The organism is Streptomyces fructofermentans (genome assembly GCF_014651055.1).
Classification (GTDB): domain Bacteria; phylum Actinomycetota; class Actinomycetes; order Streptomycetales; family Streptomycetaceae; genus Streptomyces; species Streptomyces fructofermentans.
The window spans coordinates 25,339-43,781 of the sequence record NZ_BMWD01000007.1 but is presented as its reverse complement, the minus strand read 5'-3'; the positions used below and the strand labels follow the sequence as shown (position 1 = coordinate 43,781).

Sequence of the window (18,443 nt, the reverse complement as noted above, 5' to 3'; positions counted from 1 at the left end):
CCCCTATGGGTTTCGTCAAGCTGATGGGGCGGGCTGGGGTTCGTAGAAGGTGCCGTCGCGGAGCATCGCGAAGAGCACATCCGCTCGTCGTCTCGCGAGGCAGAGGAGCGCTTGGGTGTGGTGCTTTCCCTGGCTGATCTTCTTGTCGTAGTAGGTCCGGGAGACCGGGTCGGCCAGAGCCGCGAACGCAGACAGGAAGAAGGCTCGTTTGAGCTGCTTGTTTCCGCGGCGGGACGGTTGTTCGCCGCGGATCGAGGAGCCTGAACTGCGGGTCGTGGGGGCGAGGCCGGCGTAGGCGGCGAGGTGGGCGGCGGTCGGGAACGAACTGCCGTCGCCGACGTCGATGAGGATGCGGGCTCCGGTCCTGACACCGATCCCCGGCATGGACGTCAGGACCTTCGAAAGAGGGTGGTTCTCCAGCAGTTCCTCGATCCGGGTGGCCAGGAGTTTCCGCTGGTCGAGCGCCGCTCGGAGGGAGCCCGCGAGGCTGGGGACGATCAGAGCGGCCGCGTCGGTGCCCGGGACGACGACGGTCTGTTCGTCCAGTGCGCTGAAGACGTCTTCGATGAGCCGTTCAGCCATCCGCGGTGCCTTCGGACGTATCAACGCAATGAGCCGCCGGCGTCCGGCTTTGCGGATCTGGGCCGGGGAGCCGAACTGGTCGAGAAGCTTGAGCACGGCCGGGTGCTGGACGCGCGGGCCAAGGACCCGTTCCAGCGACGGGTGGATCTGCGTCAGCAGGCCCCGCAGGCGGTTGCTGATGCGGGTTGCTTCGCCGGCCAGGTCGTCGTCGAAGCCGACGATCATCTCCAGCTCGGCGATGGTCTCGTCCTGGAGGTCGACGGAGCGGAGGGTGTGCGGCATGACGCGGGCCGCGTCCGCGATGACGAACGCGTCGCGGGCATCGGTCTTGGCCTCGCCGGGATACAGGTCGGCGATCCGCCGCATCGTCAGGCCGGGCAGATAGGCGACCGGGCAGCCCATGTCCCTGGCCACCGCCAGCGGCAGGGCCCCGATGGAGGCCGGCTGGTCGACCACCACGAGCACGGTCCCGTGTTTGGCTTGCAGTTTGCCGAACACTTCGCGGAGCTTGGGTTCGCTGTTGGGCAGCCGTTTGTCGAAGGCTTTCTTCCCGACCGAGGTGACGGCGGTGGCGTGGTGTTCGCCCTTGCCGACGTCCAGGCCGAGGAAGGCGCCGATGTCACTGACGTCGATCACGTGCGTCCTTCGGTCGTCCTCGCCCGGCCGTCCCACGGCACCGATCGCCACATCCACATTGCGAAGAGCCTCCCGGCCTGCGAAGAAGCCAGTGGTCATGCCCCTAATCAGCGGTCTGTCGATGCCTCCGGAGTTGGTGACACCACCCCCCAAGACATGCGATCGACAGGGGGAGAAAGCCATGCCAACTCCGAAGGCCGGGCGCCCCGTTGCGGGGCTACGAAGACGGTAATGGGGGGGGACCCGCGGACGTGACGCCCCCGCATCCCGGCGGACCAGCGGACGGGAGGCGCCCCACCGGGGCGGCACGGCCGCCGGCTCGGGCGTACACGGCGACTCATCGTGACCGGTGTGTCGCCGTCAGCAGTGGCGTCAGCGACACGTCAAGAGCGCGACCGCGCCCGTATGGAGCCCGTCAAGAGGGCGCACCACCGTGCCGACCTGGCGGTTTGCTGTACATCGGCCATCCGGCCGATTCCGTCTCATCACTTCATCCAGGAGCTCACGATGGCCGATCTGGCCTTCGTCGTCACCACGATCGCGGTGTTCGCGCTGGTGGCTCTCGTCGCCCGAGGGGTGGCCAAGCTGTGACCGTCGAAAACGTCGTCGGCCTGGTCGTGGCCGTCTCCCTCTTGGGCTATCTCGTCCTCGCCCTTCTGTATCCGGAGAGGTTCTGAGCACCGAAATGAGCCCCGAGATCGCTGGTGTACTCCAGCTCCTCGCCCTGACGGCTGCGCTCGCGCTCGCCTACCGCCCGCTGGGCGACTACATGGCACGCGTCTACTCCTCCGAGAAGCACTGGAAGCCGGAGAAGTGGATCTACAAGGCGATCGGCGCCGACCCGTCGACGCAGATGCGCTGGCCCGCCTACCTGCGTGGCGTCCTCGCCTTCTCCGCGGTCGGCGTGGTGTTCCTCTACGGCCTCCAGCGGCTGCAGGGCAGCCTGCCCGGCTCGCTCGGCTTCGCGTCGATCGACCCCGACCAGGCCTTCAACACGGCCGCGTCGTTCGTGGCGAACACCAACTGGCAGTCGTACTACGGCGAGCAGGCCATGGGCCACGTCGTGCAGACCGGCGGGCTTGCGGTGCAGAACTTCGTGTCGGCCGCCGTGGGCATGGCCGTCGCGGTGGCGCTCGTACGCGGCTTCGCCCGGTCCCGCACGGGTGAACTGGGCAACTTCTGGTCGGACCTGGTGCGCGGCACCGTACGCATCCTGCTGCCCATCGCCGTGGTCGGGGCGCTGGTCCTCGTCGCGTGCGGTGCGATCCAGAACTTCGCCGGCATCCACGAGGTCGGCCAGTTCACGGGCGGCACCCAGCAGTGGAACGGCGGCGCGGTCGCCTCCCAGGAGGCGATCAAGGAGCTGGGCACGAACGGCGGCGGCTACTTCAACGCCAACAGCGCGCACCCCTTCGAGAACCCCACCCCGCTCTCGAACCTCTTCGAGGTCTTCCTGATCCTGGTCATCCCGTTCGCCCTCACCCGGACCTTCGGCCGCATGGTCGGCAACCTGCGCCAGGGCTACGCGATCCTCGCCACGATGGGCATCATCTGGGTCGCCTTCACCGGTCTGATGATGTGGACCGAGTTCGCGCACCACGGACCCGCGCTCCAGGCCGCGGGTGGCGCCATGGAGGGCAAGGAGACCCGCTTCGGGATCGCGGGTTCGTCGATCTTCGCGGTGGCGACCACCCTCACGTCGACGGGTGCCGTGAACTCCTTCCACTCCTCGTACACCGGCCTCGGCGGCGGCATCACGCTGCTGGGCATGCAGCTCGGCGAGATCGCGCCCGGCGGTGTCGGCTCCGGCCTCTACGGCATGCTGATCATGGCGATCATCGCGGTGTTCATCGCGGGTCTGATGGTCGGCCGCACCCCCGAGTACCTGGGCAAGAAGATCGGCACACGCGAGATCAAGCTCGCGGCCTGCTACATCCTGATCACCCCGGCGCTGGTGCTCTGCTTCACCGCGGCGGCGATGGCCCTGCCCACACCGGGCGACTCGATGTCCAACCCGGGCGCGCACGGCTTCTCGGAGATCCTCTACGCGTACACCTCGGGTGCCAACAACAACGGCTCGGCCTTCGCGGGTCTGAGCGCGGACACCCAGTGGTTCAACAGCACCATCGGCATCGCCATGCTGCTGGGCCGCTTCCTGCCGATCGTGTTCGTCCTCGCGCTCGCCGGCTCGCTCGCCGAACAGCGTCCGGTACCCGCCACCGCGGGCACCCTGCGCACGGACAAGCCGCTCTACGCCGGGCTGCTCGTCGGCACGATCGTCATCATCACCGGTCTCACCTACTTCCCCGCCCTCGCGCTGGGGCCGCTCGCCGAAGGGCTCGCGTCATGAGCACCATCACCCCACCCCGTGCCCCGCACGGTGACCTGCCCACGGGACACAAGCCGGCCGACCGTGTCGGCGGGGGTCTCTTCGACCCCGGCGCGCTGGTCAGGTCCCTGCCCGACGCGTTGCGGAAGCTCGACCCCCGCGTCATGGTCAAGTCCCCGGTCATGTTCGTCGTCCTCGTCGGATCCGTCGTCACGACGCTGCTGGCACTGAAGGACCCGACGGACTGGTTCGGCTGGGCGATCACCGCCTGGCTGTGGCTGACGACGATCTTCGCGAACCTCGCCGAGGCCGTCGCGGAGGGGCGCGGAAAGGCCCAGGCCGACACCCTGCGCAAGGCCAAGACCGACTCCGTCGCCCGCCGCCTCACCAAGGACGGCACCGGCGAGGAGCAGGTCCCCGGCACCGACCTCAGGATCGGCGACCTGGTGGTCTGCGAGGCGGGGGACGTGATCCCCGGCGACGGTGACGTCGTCGAGGGCGTCGCCTCCGTCGACGAGTCCGCCATCACGGGCGAATCGGCCCCGGTCATCCGGGAGTCGGGCGGCGACCGCAGCGCGGTCACCGGTGGCACCAAGGTGCTGTCCGACCGGATCGTCGTGAAGATCACCACCAAGCCCGGCGAGACGTTCATCGACCGCATGATCGCGCTCGTGGAGGGCGCGGCCCGGCAGAAGACGCCCAACGAGATCGCCCTGAACATCCTGCTCGCCTCGCTGACGATCGTGTTCCTGCTGGCCGTGGTCACCCTCCAGCCGTTCGCGATCTACGCCGGCGCCGAGCAGTCGATGATCGTGCTGGCCGCCCTGCTGGTCTGCCTGATCCCGACCACCATCGGGGCCCTGCTCTCCGCCATCGGCATCGCCGGCATGGACCGCCTGGTCCAGCGCAACGTACTGGCCATGTCCGGGCGGGCGGTGGAGGCCGCGGGTGACGTCTCCACGCTGCTCCTCGACAAGACCGGCACCATCACCCTCGGCAACCGCCAGGCCTCCGAGTTCGTGCCCGCCGAGGGCGTCACCGAGGCCGAACTGGCCGACGCCGCACAGCTCTCGTCGCTCGCCGACGAGACGCCGGAGGGCCGCTCGATCGTGGTCCTCGCCAAGGAGAAGTACGGGCTCCGCGAACGCCACCAGGGCGAACTCGCGCAGGCCGAATGGATCGGCTTCACCGCGCAGACCCGCATGTCGGGCGTCGACGTGGACGGCAGGAAGACCCGCAAGGGCGCCGCCGGTTCGGTCACCGCCTGGGTGCGCGAGCGCGGCGGACACGTCGCCGAGGACGCGGAACTCCTCACGCGCCGCATCTCCGAAGCCGGCGGCACCCCGCTCCTGGTCGCCGTCGAGGACGGCCGGGGCGCACGGATCCTGGGTGTCGTCCACCTCAAGGACGTCGTCAAGGACGGCATGCGCGAGCGGTTCGAGGAACTGCGCCGCATGGGCATCAGGACGGTCATGATCACGGGCGACAACCCGCTGACGGCCAAGGCGATAGCCGAGGAGGCCGGTGTCGACGACTTCCTCGCCGAGGCCACCCCCGAGGACAAGATGGCCCTCATCAAGCGGGAGCAGGCGGGCGGCAAGCTCGTCGCCATGACCGGCGACGGCACCAACGACGCGCCGGCCCTCGCCCAGGCCGACGTGGGCGTGGCCATGAACACCGGGACCTCGGCCGCCAAGGAGGCCGGGAACATGGTGGACCTGGACTCCAACCCGACCAAGCTCATCGAGATCGTCGAGATCGGCAAGCAACTCCTCATCACCCGGGGAGCGTTGACGACGTTCTCGATCGCCAACGACGTCGCGAAGTACTTCGCGATCATCCCGGCCATGTTCGCCGTGGCCCACCCCGGCCTCGACAGGCTGAACATCATGGGCCTGCACTCCCCGCAGTCGGCGATCCTCTCGGCCGTCGTCTTCAACGCGCTGGTCATCATCGCCCTCGTCCCGCTCGCCCTCAAGGGCGTCCGGTACAGGCCCACCAGCGCGGACACGATGCTCCGCCGCAACCTCGCCGTCTACGGACTCGGCGGTCTCGTGGCCCCGTTCATCGGCATCAAGCTCATCGACCTCGTCATCTCCCTCATCCCCGGCATTGGATGATCCGCATGAACAACTCGGTGTCCAACACCGCCCGACTCCTCGGTGCCGGGCTGCGCGCCCTCATCGTCCTGACCGTCCTGTGCGGTGTCCTCTACCCCCTCGCCGTCACCGGCGTCGCCCAGGCCGTCTTCCCCGCCAGGGCCAACGGCTCCGAGATCAAGGACGAAGACGGCCGGACCGTCGGCTCGTCCCTGATCGGGCAGACCTACAACCTCCCCGAGCGGAACCCCGACGACCCTGACGAGGCCGCGAAGCCGGACCTCAAGTGGTTCCAGCCGCGCCCCTCCAACGGTCTCGGCTCCAACAGCGTGAACACCCAGTACGCGCTGATCCTCTCGGGAGCCACCAACAAGGCCGCCGACAACCCGGACCTGGTGAAGCTGGTCCAGGACGCCAAGGCCGCGGTCGTCGCGGACAACACGACGAAGTCCTACAAGGTCGCGCCGCGGGACGTGCCGGCCGACGCCGTCACCTCATCGGGCTCCGGCCTCGACCCGCACATCTCCCCGGCGTACGCCGAACTCCAGGTCCACCGCGTCGCCGAGCGGAACGACCTCGGCGTCGGACAGGTCGAGAAACTGGTCGCCGACCACACCGAGGGCCGCATGCTCGGCTTCATGGGCGAACCCCGCGTCAACGTACTGGAGTTGAACACCGCCCTCAAGGCCCTGGTCGCCAAGGGCTAGCGCGGTCGCGACTCCGGGAGCCGACGGGACCCGCCCATCCCCCAGCCGTCGTGGCGGGGGTGGTCCGGGTCCCGCCGGCTCCCGCCCGCACTCGTCACCGAGGAAGACCGCGGCACCGGCGCCCCGTTGGGCCGGGCATCACCCCGTGGGGCCGGTCCCGGAGTGCGGTGCCAGGCTGCGCAGCACGTCGAACTCGTTGCCCTCGGGATCGGCCATGACCACCCAACTCCGGCCTGGCCCCTGCCCCACGTCCACCCTGGTGGCGCCGAGGCTCAGCAGCCTGGCCACCTCGTCGTCGGTACCGCGGTCGATGGGGCTGACGTCGAGGTGGAGCCGATTCTTCGCGGTCTTGCCCTCGGGCACCCGGATGAACACCACTGTGGGCGGCATCTGACGCGCCCGGACCTCCTCGACGGTCGGTTCCCAGGAACCGATCTCGACCTTGCCCTCGCCCCGGTCGATCACCTCGAAGTCCAGGACCGCGCACCAGAACTGAGCGAGGCGCTCCGGATCGTGGCAGTCGACAACCAACTCGGTGAACCTACTGGCCATGACGCTCCCAGGCAGTGCGGACGACGGCTCAGCCTAGAGGGCCCCGCGGCCGGTGGGGCAAGGCGGGGTTCCCGGCTCACGTTGCCGAACCGCTCGCGGACTTCCCCGAGGTCCGGGCCGTGCGGATCCGCCGGGCGCGCCGGCGCGTGGGGCACCGAGCCGCACCACCGGCTGCGCGGCCGGGTCCGCGAACGGGCCGGGCGGAACGGCCGGAGCCGCGGCAGTCCCGGACGCAGCCCTTCGCAGCGACGGCCGTGCGGTCGCCGGGCATTGTCACAGGCGCGGGCTAGTGTGCTGCGGGACGTACAAGTGGCCCCGACCTGGGAGAAGGCTCGCATGGCCAAGTTGATCTACATGTTCAATGTGTCCTTGGACGGCTACATCGCCGACGCGGACGGCAATTTCGACTGGGCGGTACCGGACGAGGAGTACTACTCCTTCATCAACGACGTGCTGCGGCCGGTCGGGACCTACCTGTACGGGCGCCGGCTGTACGACATGATGGCCGTCTGGGAGACCGACCCGTCCATCGCGGGCCGGTCGCCCGGGGCGCGGGAGTTCGCGGAGATCTGGCAGGCGGCCGACAAGGTCGTGTACTCCAGGACGCTGGACTCGGCCTCCACCACCCGGACCCGGATCGAAGGCGACTTCGACCCCGAGGCGGTTCGGCGGCTGAAGGCATCTTCCGAACGCGACCTCACCGTCGGCGGGGCCGCCCTCGCCGCCGACGCGATCGCCGCAGGGCTGGTGGACGAGTACCACCTGTTCGTCGGCCCCGCCGTGATGGGCGGCGGCAAGCCCTTCCTCCCCGACGGGGCCCGGCTCCACTTGGAGCTCCTGGACGAACGCCGGCTAACCAGCGGCGTGGTCTACCTCCGCTACCGAACCCAGCCGTGAGCACCCGGTGCAGCCGGGCCGGGGCAGACCGGGTGCGCCGGGTGCTCAGCCAATCCGTCCCCGGAGGACCTGTCGGGCGATTGTCAGCTGCCTGTCCCGCAGCGCGGTGCGGTCCTTGAGCACGTCGGGGTGATCGTCGAGCCAGCGCTGCTGCATCACGGCGAGTCTGGCGTAGGCGGTGCGCAGGTATCCGGTTTCCTGCTTGCAGTGGACGTCCGCCTTGGTCGCGGGGTGGGTGCGGATGTCCGTGTCGGGCGGCAAGGCTCTGATCAGGTCGAGGGGGTCCTTGGCCTGGACGCGGTTGGTGAGCATGCACTGCCGCCAGCCCTCGTTCGCCTCGCGGAAGTGGGAGTCGCGCTTGAGCCACCTGAACGCCGTCTGCTCCCCTTCGTTGAGCTGCATCCGCAGTTCCGTCCACCGCACCCGGCCGTCGCCCAGCATGTGCTTCTCCGCCTCGGCCTGGCAGCCTCCCGCCGGCATGCTCACCTTGAGCAGCTTGCCCTTGACGGAGATCTCGTGTCCGGGTCTGCCGTAGAGGGCGCGGTTGAAGGCCTCTCCTTGGGGCTGCTCGGGTGGGGCCTGCCTCTGACTGTCCGCGCCGATTTCTTCGAGGGTCTCGAGACCGAACGGCGTCGGGCGGGACACGGCCGCGTCGCCCGCCTTCGCCACCGGAGCGGGCTCGATGGTGAATCCGCGCTCGGCCATGCAGGAGACGAGAACCTGTTGCTGGGCGGTCGCGATCTGTTCGCCGCTCCGGGTCCAGGCGTAGAGCTGGGCGTAGATCGGCGGACGCAGGCCCTGTTCGGCCAGTGCGGCCGGGGACGGCGGACGATGGGGCCGGGGTTCGGGGTTCCGGGCCCTCGCGTCGGCGAGCGCCCAGGTCGTTGCTCCCACCGTGGCGGTCAGGACGCAGGCGGCGACGTATCGGCGAGTGCCGTGGAAGCTCAGTGCCATGTGAATCCTGTCGGGGTCCGGAACGTGCGGGCCCGGTTCGCGCCGGGCCCGCACGTTCGCCGAGGTCAGAAGCAGTCGGTCGACGTCCGGCCCGGGAGCGTCAGCCGGCTGGCCCGGTCCCGGAGGCCGGAGGGGAGCGGATCGCCGCTCTGCTTGCCCGCCTGGTCGACGGTGGAGGCGGAGTTGACGTAGTGACCGGGGTTCAGGCAGAACAGGAAGCCCGTTCCGTTGGTGTTGTCCCAGTAGTGGCTCTCGTAGTTCCCGGTGCTTGAATTGCTGGCCGAGTACACGTTGTTGTTGACCGGGCGGTTGAGACCGTTCCCGCTCACGTTGTACTCGTCGAAGGTGTCGTTGGAGAAGTCCGGATCGGAGTTGAAGAAGGACTGCCGTGCGGAGTTGATGTCGGTGTAGAAGACGCAGTGGTTGCCTTCGCCGCAGTTGGGGCCGGCGGCCGAGGGGGACGCGCCGACCAGTGCGAGCGTGGCGGTCATGACGGCCACTCCTGCGACTGCCGCGAGCTTTGTACGCATGTGCTGTCCTGCCTTCCCGGTGGTTCGCTGATGGGTGTTCTGATCGCTTCCGGAGCTGAACCCGAGCTTCACGCTGTGCCCTTTCGCGTTCTCCGCGACTCCGACGTCATCTCCACGGCCGGGGGCGCCTGTTGGACTGGTCGGCGTCGTTCTGGATGGGCGCACCCGTTCCTTCCTTGAAGGGAAGGGCCGAGGAGGCGGTGGGCCGGGTACGGGAAGCGATCGTTGTGAGACGCGGTATAGGGGCCGTATAAGTCCTGATGGGAACGCGTGCGGAGGTCGTCGGGCGTGGCTTCCGCCTACCGCGCGTCGCGGACCTTGGGGCATGCGGCAAGGGGTTGCCGGCCCGGGAGGCCGCGCCGCGCGGCAATCCGCTGATCCGCGTCAGTGAGGCGTCATGCGTGGCTCGGGCGGGCAGGCGCGGGTCCGAGTCGGAAAGGCTGGTGTACCTTCGGGCCGCCGGCGTTGATCCATGCAGCCTTGGGGGCGGCCAAGTGGAGTTGGGGATTCTGGGGGATCTGTCGGTCCGTCGCGAGGGCTTGCCGGTGGACATCGGATCGCCCAAGGCGCGTCTGCTGCTCGCGGTCCTGCTGAGCAGGCCCGACCGGCCCGTGCCTTCGGAGCTCCTGATGAGCGCACTGTGGGGCGAGCGACCGCCGCGCTCGGCGCGCAAGAACCTGCAGCTGTACGTCCATCAACTGCGCAAGGCACTGGGCCCGGAACGCGTCGAACGGCAGGGCGACGGCTATCGCGTGGTGGCGGGTGACGCGCTGGACGCCACGCGGTTCGAACGGCTGGCCCTCCAGGCGGAGGAGGCCCTGCGCAAGGGTGAGACGGCGGGCGCGCACGAATTGCACGGTGAGGCGCTGCGGTGCTGGAACGGGCCTGCGTTGGCGGAGTTCCTGGACACCGAAGCCGTCGCGACCCGGGCGGCCCGGCTGGAGGAGTTGCGTCTCGCCGTGCATGAGCGGTGGGCCGATTGCGGTCTGGCCCTCGGCAGGCATGCCGAGGTGGTCGTGGAGCTGACGGAGCTGCTGCACCGGCATCCCTTTCGCGAGTCGCTCCGCGGCCAGCTCATGACGGCCCTGTATCGCTCGGGCAGGCAGGCCGAGGCGTTCGGGCTCTACCGGCGGACCCATGCGCTGTACGGGACCGAACTGGGCGTCGAGCCCGGCCCGGGGCTGCAGCGCCTGCACCAGGCGATGCTCCGCGGCGATGAGGACCTCATGCCCGCTCCGGTCCCCGTCGCGGCACTGGTGCCGGTCGGGGCCAACCCCTACCGGGGCCTGCCGGCGTTCACCTCCTCGGATCACGACCGGTTCTTCGGCCGCGACCGGCTGTGCGGGCTCCTGTGGGAGCGCGTGGAACGCTTCCCGGTGGTCGTGGTGTTCGGCGCGTCGGGATCGGGGAAGACCTCGCTGCTGGCGGCGGGCCTGCTGGGCCGGATCCGGCGGGACACGACCGCTCGATGGCAGCCGGTCATGATGACACCGACCGACCAGCCGGTGAAGCAACTGGCGGCCTCGCTCGCGGAGCACGACCGGCCCGCCGGTCAACTGCTGCTGGTGGTCGATCAGTTCGAGGAACTGTTCACCCTGTGCTCCGATCCCGCGGTACGGGAGGAATTCGTCGCCGGGCTGTTGGCGGCGTCCCATGCCGGAACGAGGGTCGTACTCAGTGTCCGTGCGGACTTCTTCGTCCAGATGACCGGGCTGAGCGAGCTGGCGCCGGCGCTGATGAGCAAGGCGCAGCTGCTGGTCGGTCCGCCGTCGGCCGCGGAGCTGCGGGAGCTGATCGTCCGGCCGGCGGATCTTGAGGGCTGCTCGGTCGACGCCGATCTCCTGGCCACCGTGGTGGCGGAGGCGTCCGGCGCCGCCGCCGCACTCCCCTTGGTGTCCCACGCGCTGCGGGAGACCTGGCGCAAGCGGGCCGGCCGCACCCTGACTCTCGCGGCGTACCAGGCGGGGGGCGGGATGCACGGTGCGATCGCCCAGACCGCCGAACACGTCTACTCCGAGTTCGAACCCGCCGAGCAGGACCTGGTGCGCCGGCTCATGCAGCGGTTGATCAGCCTGGACGAGGACGGGGTGCGGGACAGTCGTCGACGGGTCCCGCAAACCGAACTCGACGGGATGGGCCCGGTCGCCGCGCTCGCGGATGTGGTCGACGAGCTGGTGGCGGCGCGCCTGGTGGTCGTGGACGAGGACCGGGTGGAGATCGCCCATGAGGCGCTCATCGTGGCGTGGCCCAGGCTGCGGACCTGGCTCAGCGAGGACCGCCGGCGCCTGGTCGTACGGCAGCGGCTCACTGCCGCTGCCCGAGTCTGGCAGCAGTCGGGGCGGGACACCGGAGGGCTCTATCGGGGCTCGGGGCTGGCCGACGCGCGCCCGCACCGCCCGGAGTCGAACCTACTGGAGCGTGAGTTCCTCGACGCCAGCGAGGAACTGGCCGAGTCCGAACTCGCTGCGTCGCGGCGCCGGGTCCGCCGGTTGAGGGTCCTGGCGATGGTGCTGGCGGTGCTGCTGGTGGCGACCGTGGCCGGGGGCGGTGCCGCCTGGCAGCAGCGGCAGGTGGCACAGCGCGAGCACCTGACCGTCCTGGCCCATCAGGCGGCGCTCACGTCGCGCTCGCTGGTCGCCACCGACCCGGACGTCGCCCGGGCGCTCGCCCTGGCCGCCCATCGGCTGCATCCCGACGCCGACACCCTGGGCGCGGTGATCAGTACGTCGGCGTCCGCGCAGCCCAGCGTCGCACTCAACACGAACGGGCCCGCGTCGTTCGGCCTGGCCCTGTCCCCTCACGGCTCGCTGGTGGCCGCGGCCACCAGCGACGGCACCGTGGAGCTGTGGGATCCGAAGCGACACAGGAGGCTGGCCTCCTTCACCGAGCATGTCGTCAAGCCGCTCCCCCAGGGGTTCTTCGCGCTGAGGGTGGCCTTCAACGCCGACGGTACCCGGCTGGCGTCCCTGGCCCGGTCGAACAATCCGAAGCAGCCGACCGGAGGCTCGGTCGTCGTGCGGGACGTCCGGTCGAGGAAGGTGCTGTTCAAGCAGGTCGTGTCCGGCGACCTCAGCAACGGTCTGGCCTTCAACGCCGACGGCACGGTCGTGGCCTACGGCACCGGCAAGGGCACACGGGTGGCCACGCTGGGCGGTGGCAAGGCCGCGTTCCTGCCCACCGGAATGCCCGCGGCACTCAGCCTGGCCGGCGATCAGCGCTCGCTCGCCGTCACCCGTACCGACGGGACGGTGGCCGTCTGGGACATCGAGACCGGTCGCCGTCGCTTCGAGTTGCCCACCGAAGGCGCCCAAGTGGCCCGGTTCGGCTCCACATCCGATGTCCTGGCCACGGCCTCCGAGGAACACGGCATCAGGTTCTGGCGGCTCACCGGCCGCTCGGCCCGCCAGTTCGCCGACCTCCCGGTGCAGACGGCCTTCCCCTGGATGATCTCCGCGCCGGTCGGTGACCGGATCGCGATCGCCGACGAAGAGGGCATGATCTCGGTCTGGGACTACCGGCGCCGCGAGCAGATCGCCCGCCACGCCGACCGCTACCGCTCGGAGACCATGGCTCTGGACCTGGCACCGGACGCGAGCACGGTGGTCTCGGGCGGCCTGGGACGCACCATCGTGGTGCGCCGTACGGCCCTTCCCTTCAGCGGTCACGGCGGCGCCGTGAACGACGTGGACGTCAGCCCCGACGGCCGGCTCGTCGCCTCCGCCGGCGACGACAGGTCCGTACGGATCTGGAATGCCTCCGGCGCCGCCGAACGGCTGCTCGGCGGACACTCCGACCATGTCAAGGCAGTCGCGTTCAACCCGGACGCCACGGTACTGGCGGCCGTGACGCGCGACCACACCCTGACTCTGTGGAACCCGTCGACCGGGCGGCGCCACACCACCATCGCCTTCACCGGAATAGGCACCGGCACGGACGTCGCCTTCAGCCCGGACGGCAGCACGGTCACCGTGATGTCGCTGGGAGGAACGTTCCGGTGGAAGGTCGGCGACCCGGCACACCCCCGCCGACTGCCGGCGCCGGCCGGCCCGCGCACCTCGACCGCCATGGCCTACCCCGCCCGGGGCGGCCTCCTCGTCGCGAGCACACCGGCCGGCGGCATCGCCGCGTGGAGCACCGCCGACGACCGGCTGGTGAAGGCCTTCCCGGCCACGCAGGGGTCGACGCAGGACATCGCGGCCACTCCGGCGGGCGATCTGATCGCCACCGCCGGCTCGGACCACACGGTGCGCCTGTGGTCGACCCGGACATGGAAAAGCAGGGGCACCCTGACCGGCCACACCGCGGCGGTCGGCACGCTCGCCTTCAGCAGGGACGGGCGCCTCCTCGCCTCGGCAGGCGAGGATCACACCATCGTCGTCCGGGACGTACGGACCCACCGGCGCATCGCCACCCTCACCGGCCACTCGGCAGACGTGCAGGGCCTGGCGTTCACCCCGGACGGAACCCTGCTGTCCGCGGGCGCCGACCAGCGCATCATCCACTGGCCGCTGACCGCGACCGAAGCCATCCGGCGCATCTGCCGAGCCACCGCCGTCCCGCCCACCGCGGCGCAACTCGACCGCCACCTCCCCGGCCAGGACACCGGCGCGCTCTGCCCGCAGCCCTGACCCGGGCACGCCGCCGGCACGGTGTGCTCCCCCGCAAGCGGTCCGGGGCCGGCACCACCGCCCAGGACGGCCGGGTGACCTGCGGAAATACCCGCGCTATACCGACGCGGTGCACGCTCAGCGCACCGGTCGCTCCCCCCGCCGGCGAGCTCACGATGAGGGCCGTGCACGGCTGCCGCCACCTCGGCCCTCATCGTGACCGCCATGCGGGCGACACACCGCGACCGGACGCGGCCGTCCCGCAGCGCCCAGCCACAGCGGAAGGGCAACTGCCGTCCCATCGCCGCGCGCACAACCCGTCCCGGACACGCATGAACCCGGCACCAAAGAAGGAGGCACGTTGATATCCCTCATCCGCACCCTCACCCCGGCGCTGCTCGGCAGACTGCTCGTGGTTGTCGCCGCCCTCGTCGTCCTGCCCTGGCAGACCGCGGCACCCGCCGCCGCGGCGGCCCCGCCCATCGCCTTCCAACTGCCGTTCACCTGCGGCCAGCAGTGGAGACTCGACAGTTGGGCGCACGCACCCGCGCTCGACATGGTCCGCGAGCCCAACCAGGCCGGCACCGAAGGAGCACCGGTGCTGGCTCCGGCCTCCGGCACGGTCCGGCAGTCCTTCTACCACTCCAACGCCGGCAACGTGATCCAGATCAACCACGGGCAGCGCTACTTCACGACCTACCTGCACCTGCAGAGCCGCGAGGTCAGCGTGGGCCAGACGGTGCAGCGCGGCCAGCTGATCGGCCGGGTCGGCAGGACGGGGCCCACCTCGAACGACCACCCGCACCTGCACTTCGAGCTCGCCTACGACGCCGACAACAACGGATCCGCCACCTGGGGCAACTCCACCTCCGAACGGATCCGCCCCTGGTTCAACGGCGTCGAGTACGGCCAGGCCAACGGCCGGACCTGGCGGAACGTCACCAGCAACAACTGCGGCGGCACGCCACCGCCCACCTGCAGCGGCGTCAACCTCGACTTCACCGCGTACCCCCTCATCCAGCAGGGCTCCAACAGCAGTCTGGTCAAGGCGGCGCAATGCCGGCTGATCGCCGCGGGACACAATCCGGGAGAACCGGACGGCGACTTCGGGCCCAACACCGCATCGGCGACGACGGCCTTCCAGTCCGCCCGGGGCCTCACGGCCGACGGTGACATCGGCCCCAGGACCTGGACGGCCCTGTTGTCGTACGGCTCGACACCGGCGCTTCAGAACGGGTCGACCGGCGCGGACGTCAGCCGACTGCAGCGGGCACTGACCGCGGCACTCGGCCGCACCGTGGGCATCGACGGGGACTTCGGCCCCAACACCGAACAAGCCGTGCGCGACTACCAGACCACCCGCGGCCTCGGCGTCGACGGCGACGTCGGCCCGCAGACCTGGACAGCCCTGCAGGCCGGACGATAGGCACCCTCGTGGGCGGGGAAGCACGGCGACTCCGCCCACGACCGGCGCCGGACCGTCCGCGAGGACGTCCGGCGCCCGCCCGCACACCGGGCACCCCGCCTGCTCGCCCCGTTTGACTCGCGGCCACCCGCTGCCGGGTCCGCCCAGGCCACGACCCACATGGTCCCGCCGTACCCAGGTCACGGCCAGGGCTCAGAACACCTGGTCAAGGTGTGGGAGGCACCGCCCGGTCCAGCGGGTCCAGGTCGCCGTACAGGGCCGCGTGCAGCGCGGCGGCGAGCTCACGGACGCGCTCCTCGCTCGACGTGGTGCGCATCATGAAGTAGATCGGTCCCCTGTAGGCGTCGATGTCGACCTCGTGGTTGTCGACGAGGCGGGTGATCGCGTTCCGGAGGGCCTCGTTCACCTCGTTGTCGACCATGTGTCCGGGGCCTGCCGTGAGCGTGTCCGCCTTCACCGTCCACCGCGGGCCCTCGGACTCGATGGCGACGAACACGGCCTTGTGTGCCATGGCCTGCCGGTACGCCTTGTGGAAGGCGTTGGTGCCGCTGGCGACCGGGACGAGGTGGGCGGGGCAGGGGACCGGCAACGCTTGCATGAAGAAATTGTGCAATATGTTCGAAATTGTCACACCTGGTGGCCCCGCTGCGGGCAGTCACTCCCTGTACGCGGCTGTCGCGGTCTCGATGAACGATCGGATCAGCGGGTTGCCGTCCCCCTCGTTCCACGCGACGACCACCCGGCTCGGCGCCATGTCGGCCAGCGGCACCACGGCCAGTTCCGGGGGCAGGTCGTGCCCGAGCGGGGCCATGCCGACCGTCCCGTTCCACAGCACGGCCTGCAGGCACTCCTGGACGGCGCGCACCACCGGGCCCTCGCGGGGCTCGCCGCCGTTCCAGTACGCCTGCCAGAGCGGGTCGGTTCCGTGCGGGAACTGGAACCAGCGGCGGTCGCGCAGGTCGGCCAGGTACAGCTGTCCGCGGCGGGCCAGTGGGTCGTCGGCGCGCAGGACCGCGCCCACCGGGTCGGCTCGGAGGTCGCGCACGGTCAGCGCGGCCTCGTTGAACGGCGCGCGGGTCAGCGCCACGTCGACCAGGCCGGCGCGCAGACCGCAGGTCGGGTCGGTGAGGTCGGTGTCGCGGACCCGGATGTCCACACCGGGGTGGCTCCGTCGATAGGCCGCTGCCAGCCTGGTCGTTCCCCGGTCCGTGCTGTCCCCCAGGATGCCGACGGTGATGGTGGCGACGTCGGCCGCCGCGCCCACCCGCACGCGGAGGCGGTCGGCCCGGTCGAGCAGTGACCGTGCCTCGTCGAGCAGCACGGCGCCCACGGGTGTGAGCGTGACACCGGCGGGCGAGCGGACGAGGAGCGGGGCCCCGACCTCGGTCTCCAGCCGCTTGATCGCCCGGCTCAGCGGTGGCTGGCTCATGTGCAGGCGGGTGGCGGCCCGGCCGAAGTGGAGTTCCTCGGCGACCGTCACGAAGTAGCGCAGGGTACGTAGCTCCACGCTGCGACGATACCCAACAGGTATCGGTTCGGCGGAACGGGTCTTGGACAGTCGCAGGGCCGGGGCGGTGCACTCGGGGCATGCGCGAGCGAGTTCCGACGTCGTCGGCCGGCTCCGCCGACCTCAACGACCCCGTCGAACCGGTGGCCGGTGACCGGCGGTCCCGGGGGCGGCAAGGCGGTCGCTCGCGGCCGTCAGCCTCCGGGCCACTCAGGCAGTGGCCCGGGCCCTCTCCAGGGGGCCGCCCTGGAATCGACGGGCCACCCCGACCGGTGGCCGCGGATGGGAACCATGCACATCGCCTACTGGATCGTCGCCGGACTGCTCGCCTTGTTCTACCTCTACTCGGGCGCGATGAAGGTCTTCCGGAGCCGGGAGGAGCTCCGTCCGATGATGGCCTGGGTCGACCGGATGCCCCTGTCCGCCGTCAGGGCATTGGGAGCGGTGGAGGTACTCGGCGCGATCGGGCTGGTCCTGCCGCCCCTGACCGGTGTCGCCCCCTGGCTGGCGACGGCCGCGGCCACCGGGTTCGTGCTCCTGCAGATCGGCGCGATCGCCGTCCACCTGACCGGCGAGGACCGCCAGGTCGCACTCAACGTCGGGCTCGTCGCCACCGCGGGGGTGACGATCTGGCTGACCACCGTCTGACGGGGGCGCGCCCGGCTGTCCGGGTCCGACGGGCGGCGTTCGGACCTTGTCACACGATGGGGCGACGGTTGGGCCCCGCCACGCAACGGGGCCCGGCCGCGCACCGACGAGGAGTCGGGGTCCGTTCTCATCGGTGCGGCAGCGGGTGACGGCGGATCAGTTGAACCAGCAGCCGTTGCCGCTGGCCAGGCGCCAGAGCAGCAGGTCACGGGTGATGGGGCCGTAGACCCCGTCGATGTCCTCCGGGACATCGGTGTGGTGGTCCTGCGCCTCGGTCAGCGCCTTCTTGGTGTTGGGGCCGAAGTCCCCGTCCTCGACGAGCGGCCAGTAGGACCTGCTGGACCCGTAGGCCTGGTAGAAGCACTTGTTGAGCGCCCGCTGCAGTTCAAGTACTCCAGCCCCCGCATTTCCCTGGGCGAGCGCGCACACGGTGGAGCCGGTCGCCGCGTGCACGGGAACGCGCATGTAGATGTTGTTGTAGCCGGGCACCGCCTTGGCGGAGTTGCATGTCGGGATGGCCGCCGCTGCCGGTGAGGCGTTGAACGCGGCTCCACCGACGACGAGCAGCCCGGCAACAAGAGTGGTGACGGCTCGGTACATCAAGACCTCCAGGTCCGGGACCGTCCCGATGACGGTCCGCAGCGCCGTCATCGTGACAGCCGAGATCGTGCCGCCCACAGGCTCTGCGAGCAGGCTCGAAGTGCGCAGGTGGCGGACGGGAATTCGTTGCTCCGGACCGTCTCGAGCACGCGGTGCGCATGGCTTGCGGTTCGTGCGACGTACGGTTCATACGGCGCTCGGCGCACGGGGCGGCGAGGAGCCGTACGACCGGGGCCGCCCGGCGCCCTGCAGCGCTCCGACCTGACAGGCCCCTACTCCTCGGCCCGGCACAACTCGGTGTAGCGGTCCCACAGTTCGGGGCGGGTGTCATCCATGTACCAAGCGCGCAGGAAGAGTTCCAGGAATGCG

At 70.4% G+C, this 18,443-nt stretch carries 15 protein-coding genes and 2 pseudogenes; 10 read left to right on the top strand and 7 right to left on the bottom strand.

Annotated elements, in window-relative coordinates; translation table 11 throughout:
* Nucleotides 1–15 precede the first annotated feature (15 nt).
* On the bottom strand, nucleotides 16–1,218 hold the full coding sequence (locus tag IE265_RS11975; RefSeq protein ID WP_190035458.1) for an IS110 family RNA-guided transposase: 1,203 nt from the start codon (nucleotides 1,216–1,218) through the stop codon (nucleotides 16–18).
* A 405-nt stretch (nucleotides 1,219–1,623) separates the two neighbouring features.
* Here IE265_RS11975 and IE265_RS11970 point away from each other — a divergent pair, with 405 nt between their 5' ends.
* From IE265_RS11970 to IE265_RS11950, 5 genes are read left to right on the top strand one after another with little or no spacing between them, the layout of a single operon-like run.
* Nucleotides 1,624–1,809: a hypothetical protein gene (locus IE265_RS11970; RefSeq protein WP_190035457.1), complete on the top strand. Its 186-nt coding sequence runs from the start codon at nucleotides 1,624–1,626 to the stop codon at nucleotides 1,807–1,809.
* Nucleotides 1,806–1,895: a K(+)-transporting ATPase subunit F gene (gene kdpF, locus IE265_RS11965; RefSeq protein ID WP_190035456.1), complete on the top strand. Its 90-nt coding sequence runs from the start codon at nucleotides 1,806–1,808 to the stop codon at nucleotides 1,893–1,895. The genes IE265_RS11970 and kdpF overlap by 4 nt, the downstream gene beginning before the upstream one ends.
* Nucleotides 1,896–1,903: 8 nt before the next feature.
* Nucleotides 1,904–3,568, top strand: a complete 1,665-nt coding sequence (gene kdpA, locus IE265_RS11960; protein WP_190035455.1) for a potassium-transporting ATPase subunit KdpA — start codon at nucleotides 1,904–1,906, stop codon at nucleotides 3,566–3,568.
* Nucleotides 3,565–5,667, top strand: coding sequence for a potassium-transporting ATPase subunit KdpB (gene kdpB / locus IE265_RS11955; protein ID WP_190035454.1), 2,103 nt, complete (start codon nucleotides 3,565–3,567; stop codon nucleotides 5,665–5,667). The genes kdpA and kdpB overlap by 4 nt, the downstream gene beginning before the upstream one ends.
* A 5-nt stretch (nucleotides 5,668–5,672) precedes the next feature.
* Nucleotides 5,673–6,353 (top strand): potassium-transporting ATPase subunit C, encoded by a 681-nt coding sequence (locus IE265_RS11950; RefSeq protein WP_190035453.1) that lies wholly within the window; start codon nucleotides 5,673–5,675, stop codon nucleotides 6,351–6,353.
* Nucleotides 6,354–6,491: 138 nt separating this feature from the next.
* Here IE265_RS11950 and IE265_RS11945 read toward each other — a convergent pair whose 3' ends face one another.
* Complete coding sequence (locus IE265_RS11945) at nucleotides 6,492–6,905, bottom strand: VOC family protein (RefSeq protein WP_190035452.1); 414 nt, start codon at nucleotides 6,903–6,905, stop codon at nucleotides 6,492–6,494.
* 336 nt (nucleotides 6,906–7,241) lie between these two features.
* Between IE265_RS11945 and IE265_RS11940 the strand changes: the two genes are divergently transcribed.
* On the top strand, nucleotides 7,242–7,802 hold the full coding sequence (locus IE265_RS11940) for a dihydrofolate reductase family protein (protein ID WP_190035451.1): 561 nt from the start codon (nucleotides 7,242–7,244) through the stop codon (nucleotides 7,800–7,802).
* A 45-nt stretch (nucleotides 7,803–7,847) separates the two neighbouring features.
* Here the strand turns inward: IE265_RS11940 and IE265_RS11935 are convergent, their stop codons facing one another.
* The gene (locus IE265_RS11935; protein ID WP_190035450.1) at nucleotides 7,848–8,756 is read right to left on the bottom strand and encodes a hypothetical protein; all 909 of its coding nucleotides are present in this window, start codon (nucleotides 8,754–8,756) and stop codon (nucleotides 7,848–7,850) included.
* 65 nt (nucleotides 8,757–8,821) lie between these two features.
* On the bottom strand, nucleotides 8,822–9,247 hold the full coding sequence (locus IE265_RS11930; RefSeq protein WP_190035449.1) for a hypothetical protein: 426 nt from the start codon (nucleotides 9,245–9,247) through the stop codon (nucleotides 8,822–8,824).
* Between the two features lie 584 nt (nucleotides 9,248–9,831).
* Here IE265_RS11930 and IE265_RS11925 point away from each other — a divergent pair.
* From IE265_RS11925 to IE265_RS38300, 3 genes and pseudogenes are all read left to right on the top strand, one after another.
* Nucleotides 9,832–13,914, top strand: coding sequence for an nSTAND1 domain-containing NTPase (locus IE265_RS11925; RefSeq protein ID WP_190035448.1), 4,083 nt, complete (start codon nucleotides 9,832–9,834; stop codon nucleotides 13,912–13,914).
* A gap of 535 nt (nucleotides 13,915–14,449) precedes the next feature.
* A pseudogene (locus IE265_RS38305) lies at nucleotides 14,450–14,710 on the top strand (M23 family metallopeptidase); the annotation flags it as partial.
* Between the two features lie 141 nt (nucleotides 14,711–14,851).
* Nucleotides 14,852–15,319, top strand: a pseudogene (locus tag IE265_RS38300) (peptidoglycan-binding domain-containing protein); the annotation flags it as partial.
* Between the two features lie 205 nt (nucleotides 15,320–15,524).
* On the opposite strand, the gene IE265_RS11915 reads toward IE265_RS38300, so the two are convergent.
* Together IE265_RS11915 and IE265_RS11910 are read right to left on the bottom strand one after the other, a co-directional pair.
* The gene (locus IE265_RS11915; RefSeq protein ID WP_190035446.1) at nucleotides 15,525–15,917 is read right to left on the bottom strand and encodes a hypothetical protein; all 393 of its coding nucleotides are present in this window, start codon (nucleotides 15,915–15,917) and stop codon (nucleotides 15,525–15,527) included.
* A gap of 57 nt (nucleotides 15,918–15,974) precedes the next feature.
* Nucleotides 15,975–16,826: a LysR family transcriptional regulator gene (locus IE265_RS11910; RefSeq protein ID WP_229916134.1), complete on the bottom strand. Its 852-nt coding sequence runs from the start codon at nucleotides 16,824–16,826 to the stop codon at nucleotides 15,975–15,977.
* A gap of 291 nt (nucleotides 16,827–17,117) precedes the next feature.
* On the opposite strand from IE265_RS11910, the gene IE265_RS11905 reads away from it, so the two are divergent.
* Nucleotides 17,118–17,474 carry a DoxX family protein gene (locus tag IE265_RS11905; RefSeq protein ID WP_190035684.1) on the top strand — a complete coding sequence of 119 codons (357 nt, stop codon included), beginning with the start codon at nucleotides 17,118–17,120 and terminating at the stop codon, nucleotides 17,472–17,474.
* Between the two features lie 156 nt (nucleotides 17,475–17,630).
* On the opposite strand, the gene IE265_RS11900 is transcribed toward IE265_RS11905, so the two are convergent.
* The gene (locus tag IE265_RS11900; protein WP_190035445.1) at nucleotides 17,631–18,125 is read right to left on the bottom strand and encodes a peptidoglycan-binding domain-containing protein; all 495 of its coding nucleotides are present in this window, start codon (nucleotides 18,123–18,125) and stop codon (nucleotides 17,631–17,633) included.
* Between the last annotated feature and the right edge of the window lie 318 nt (nucleotides 18,126–18,443).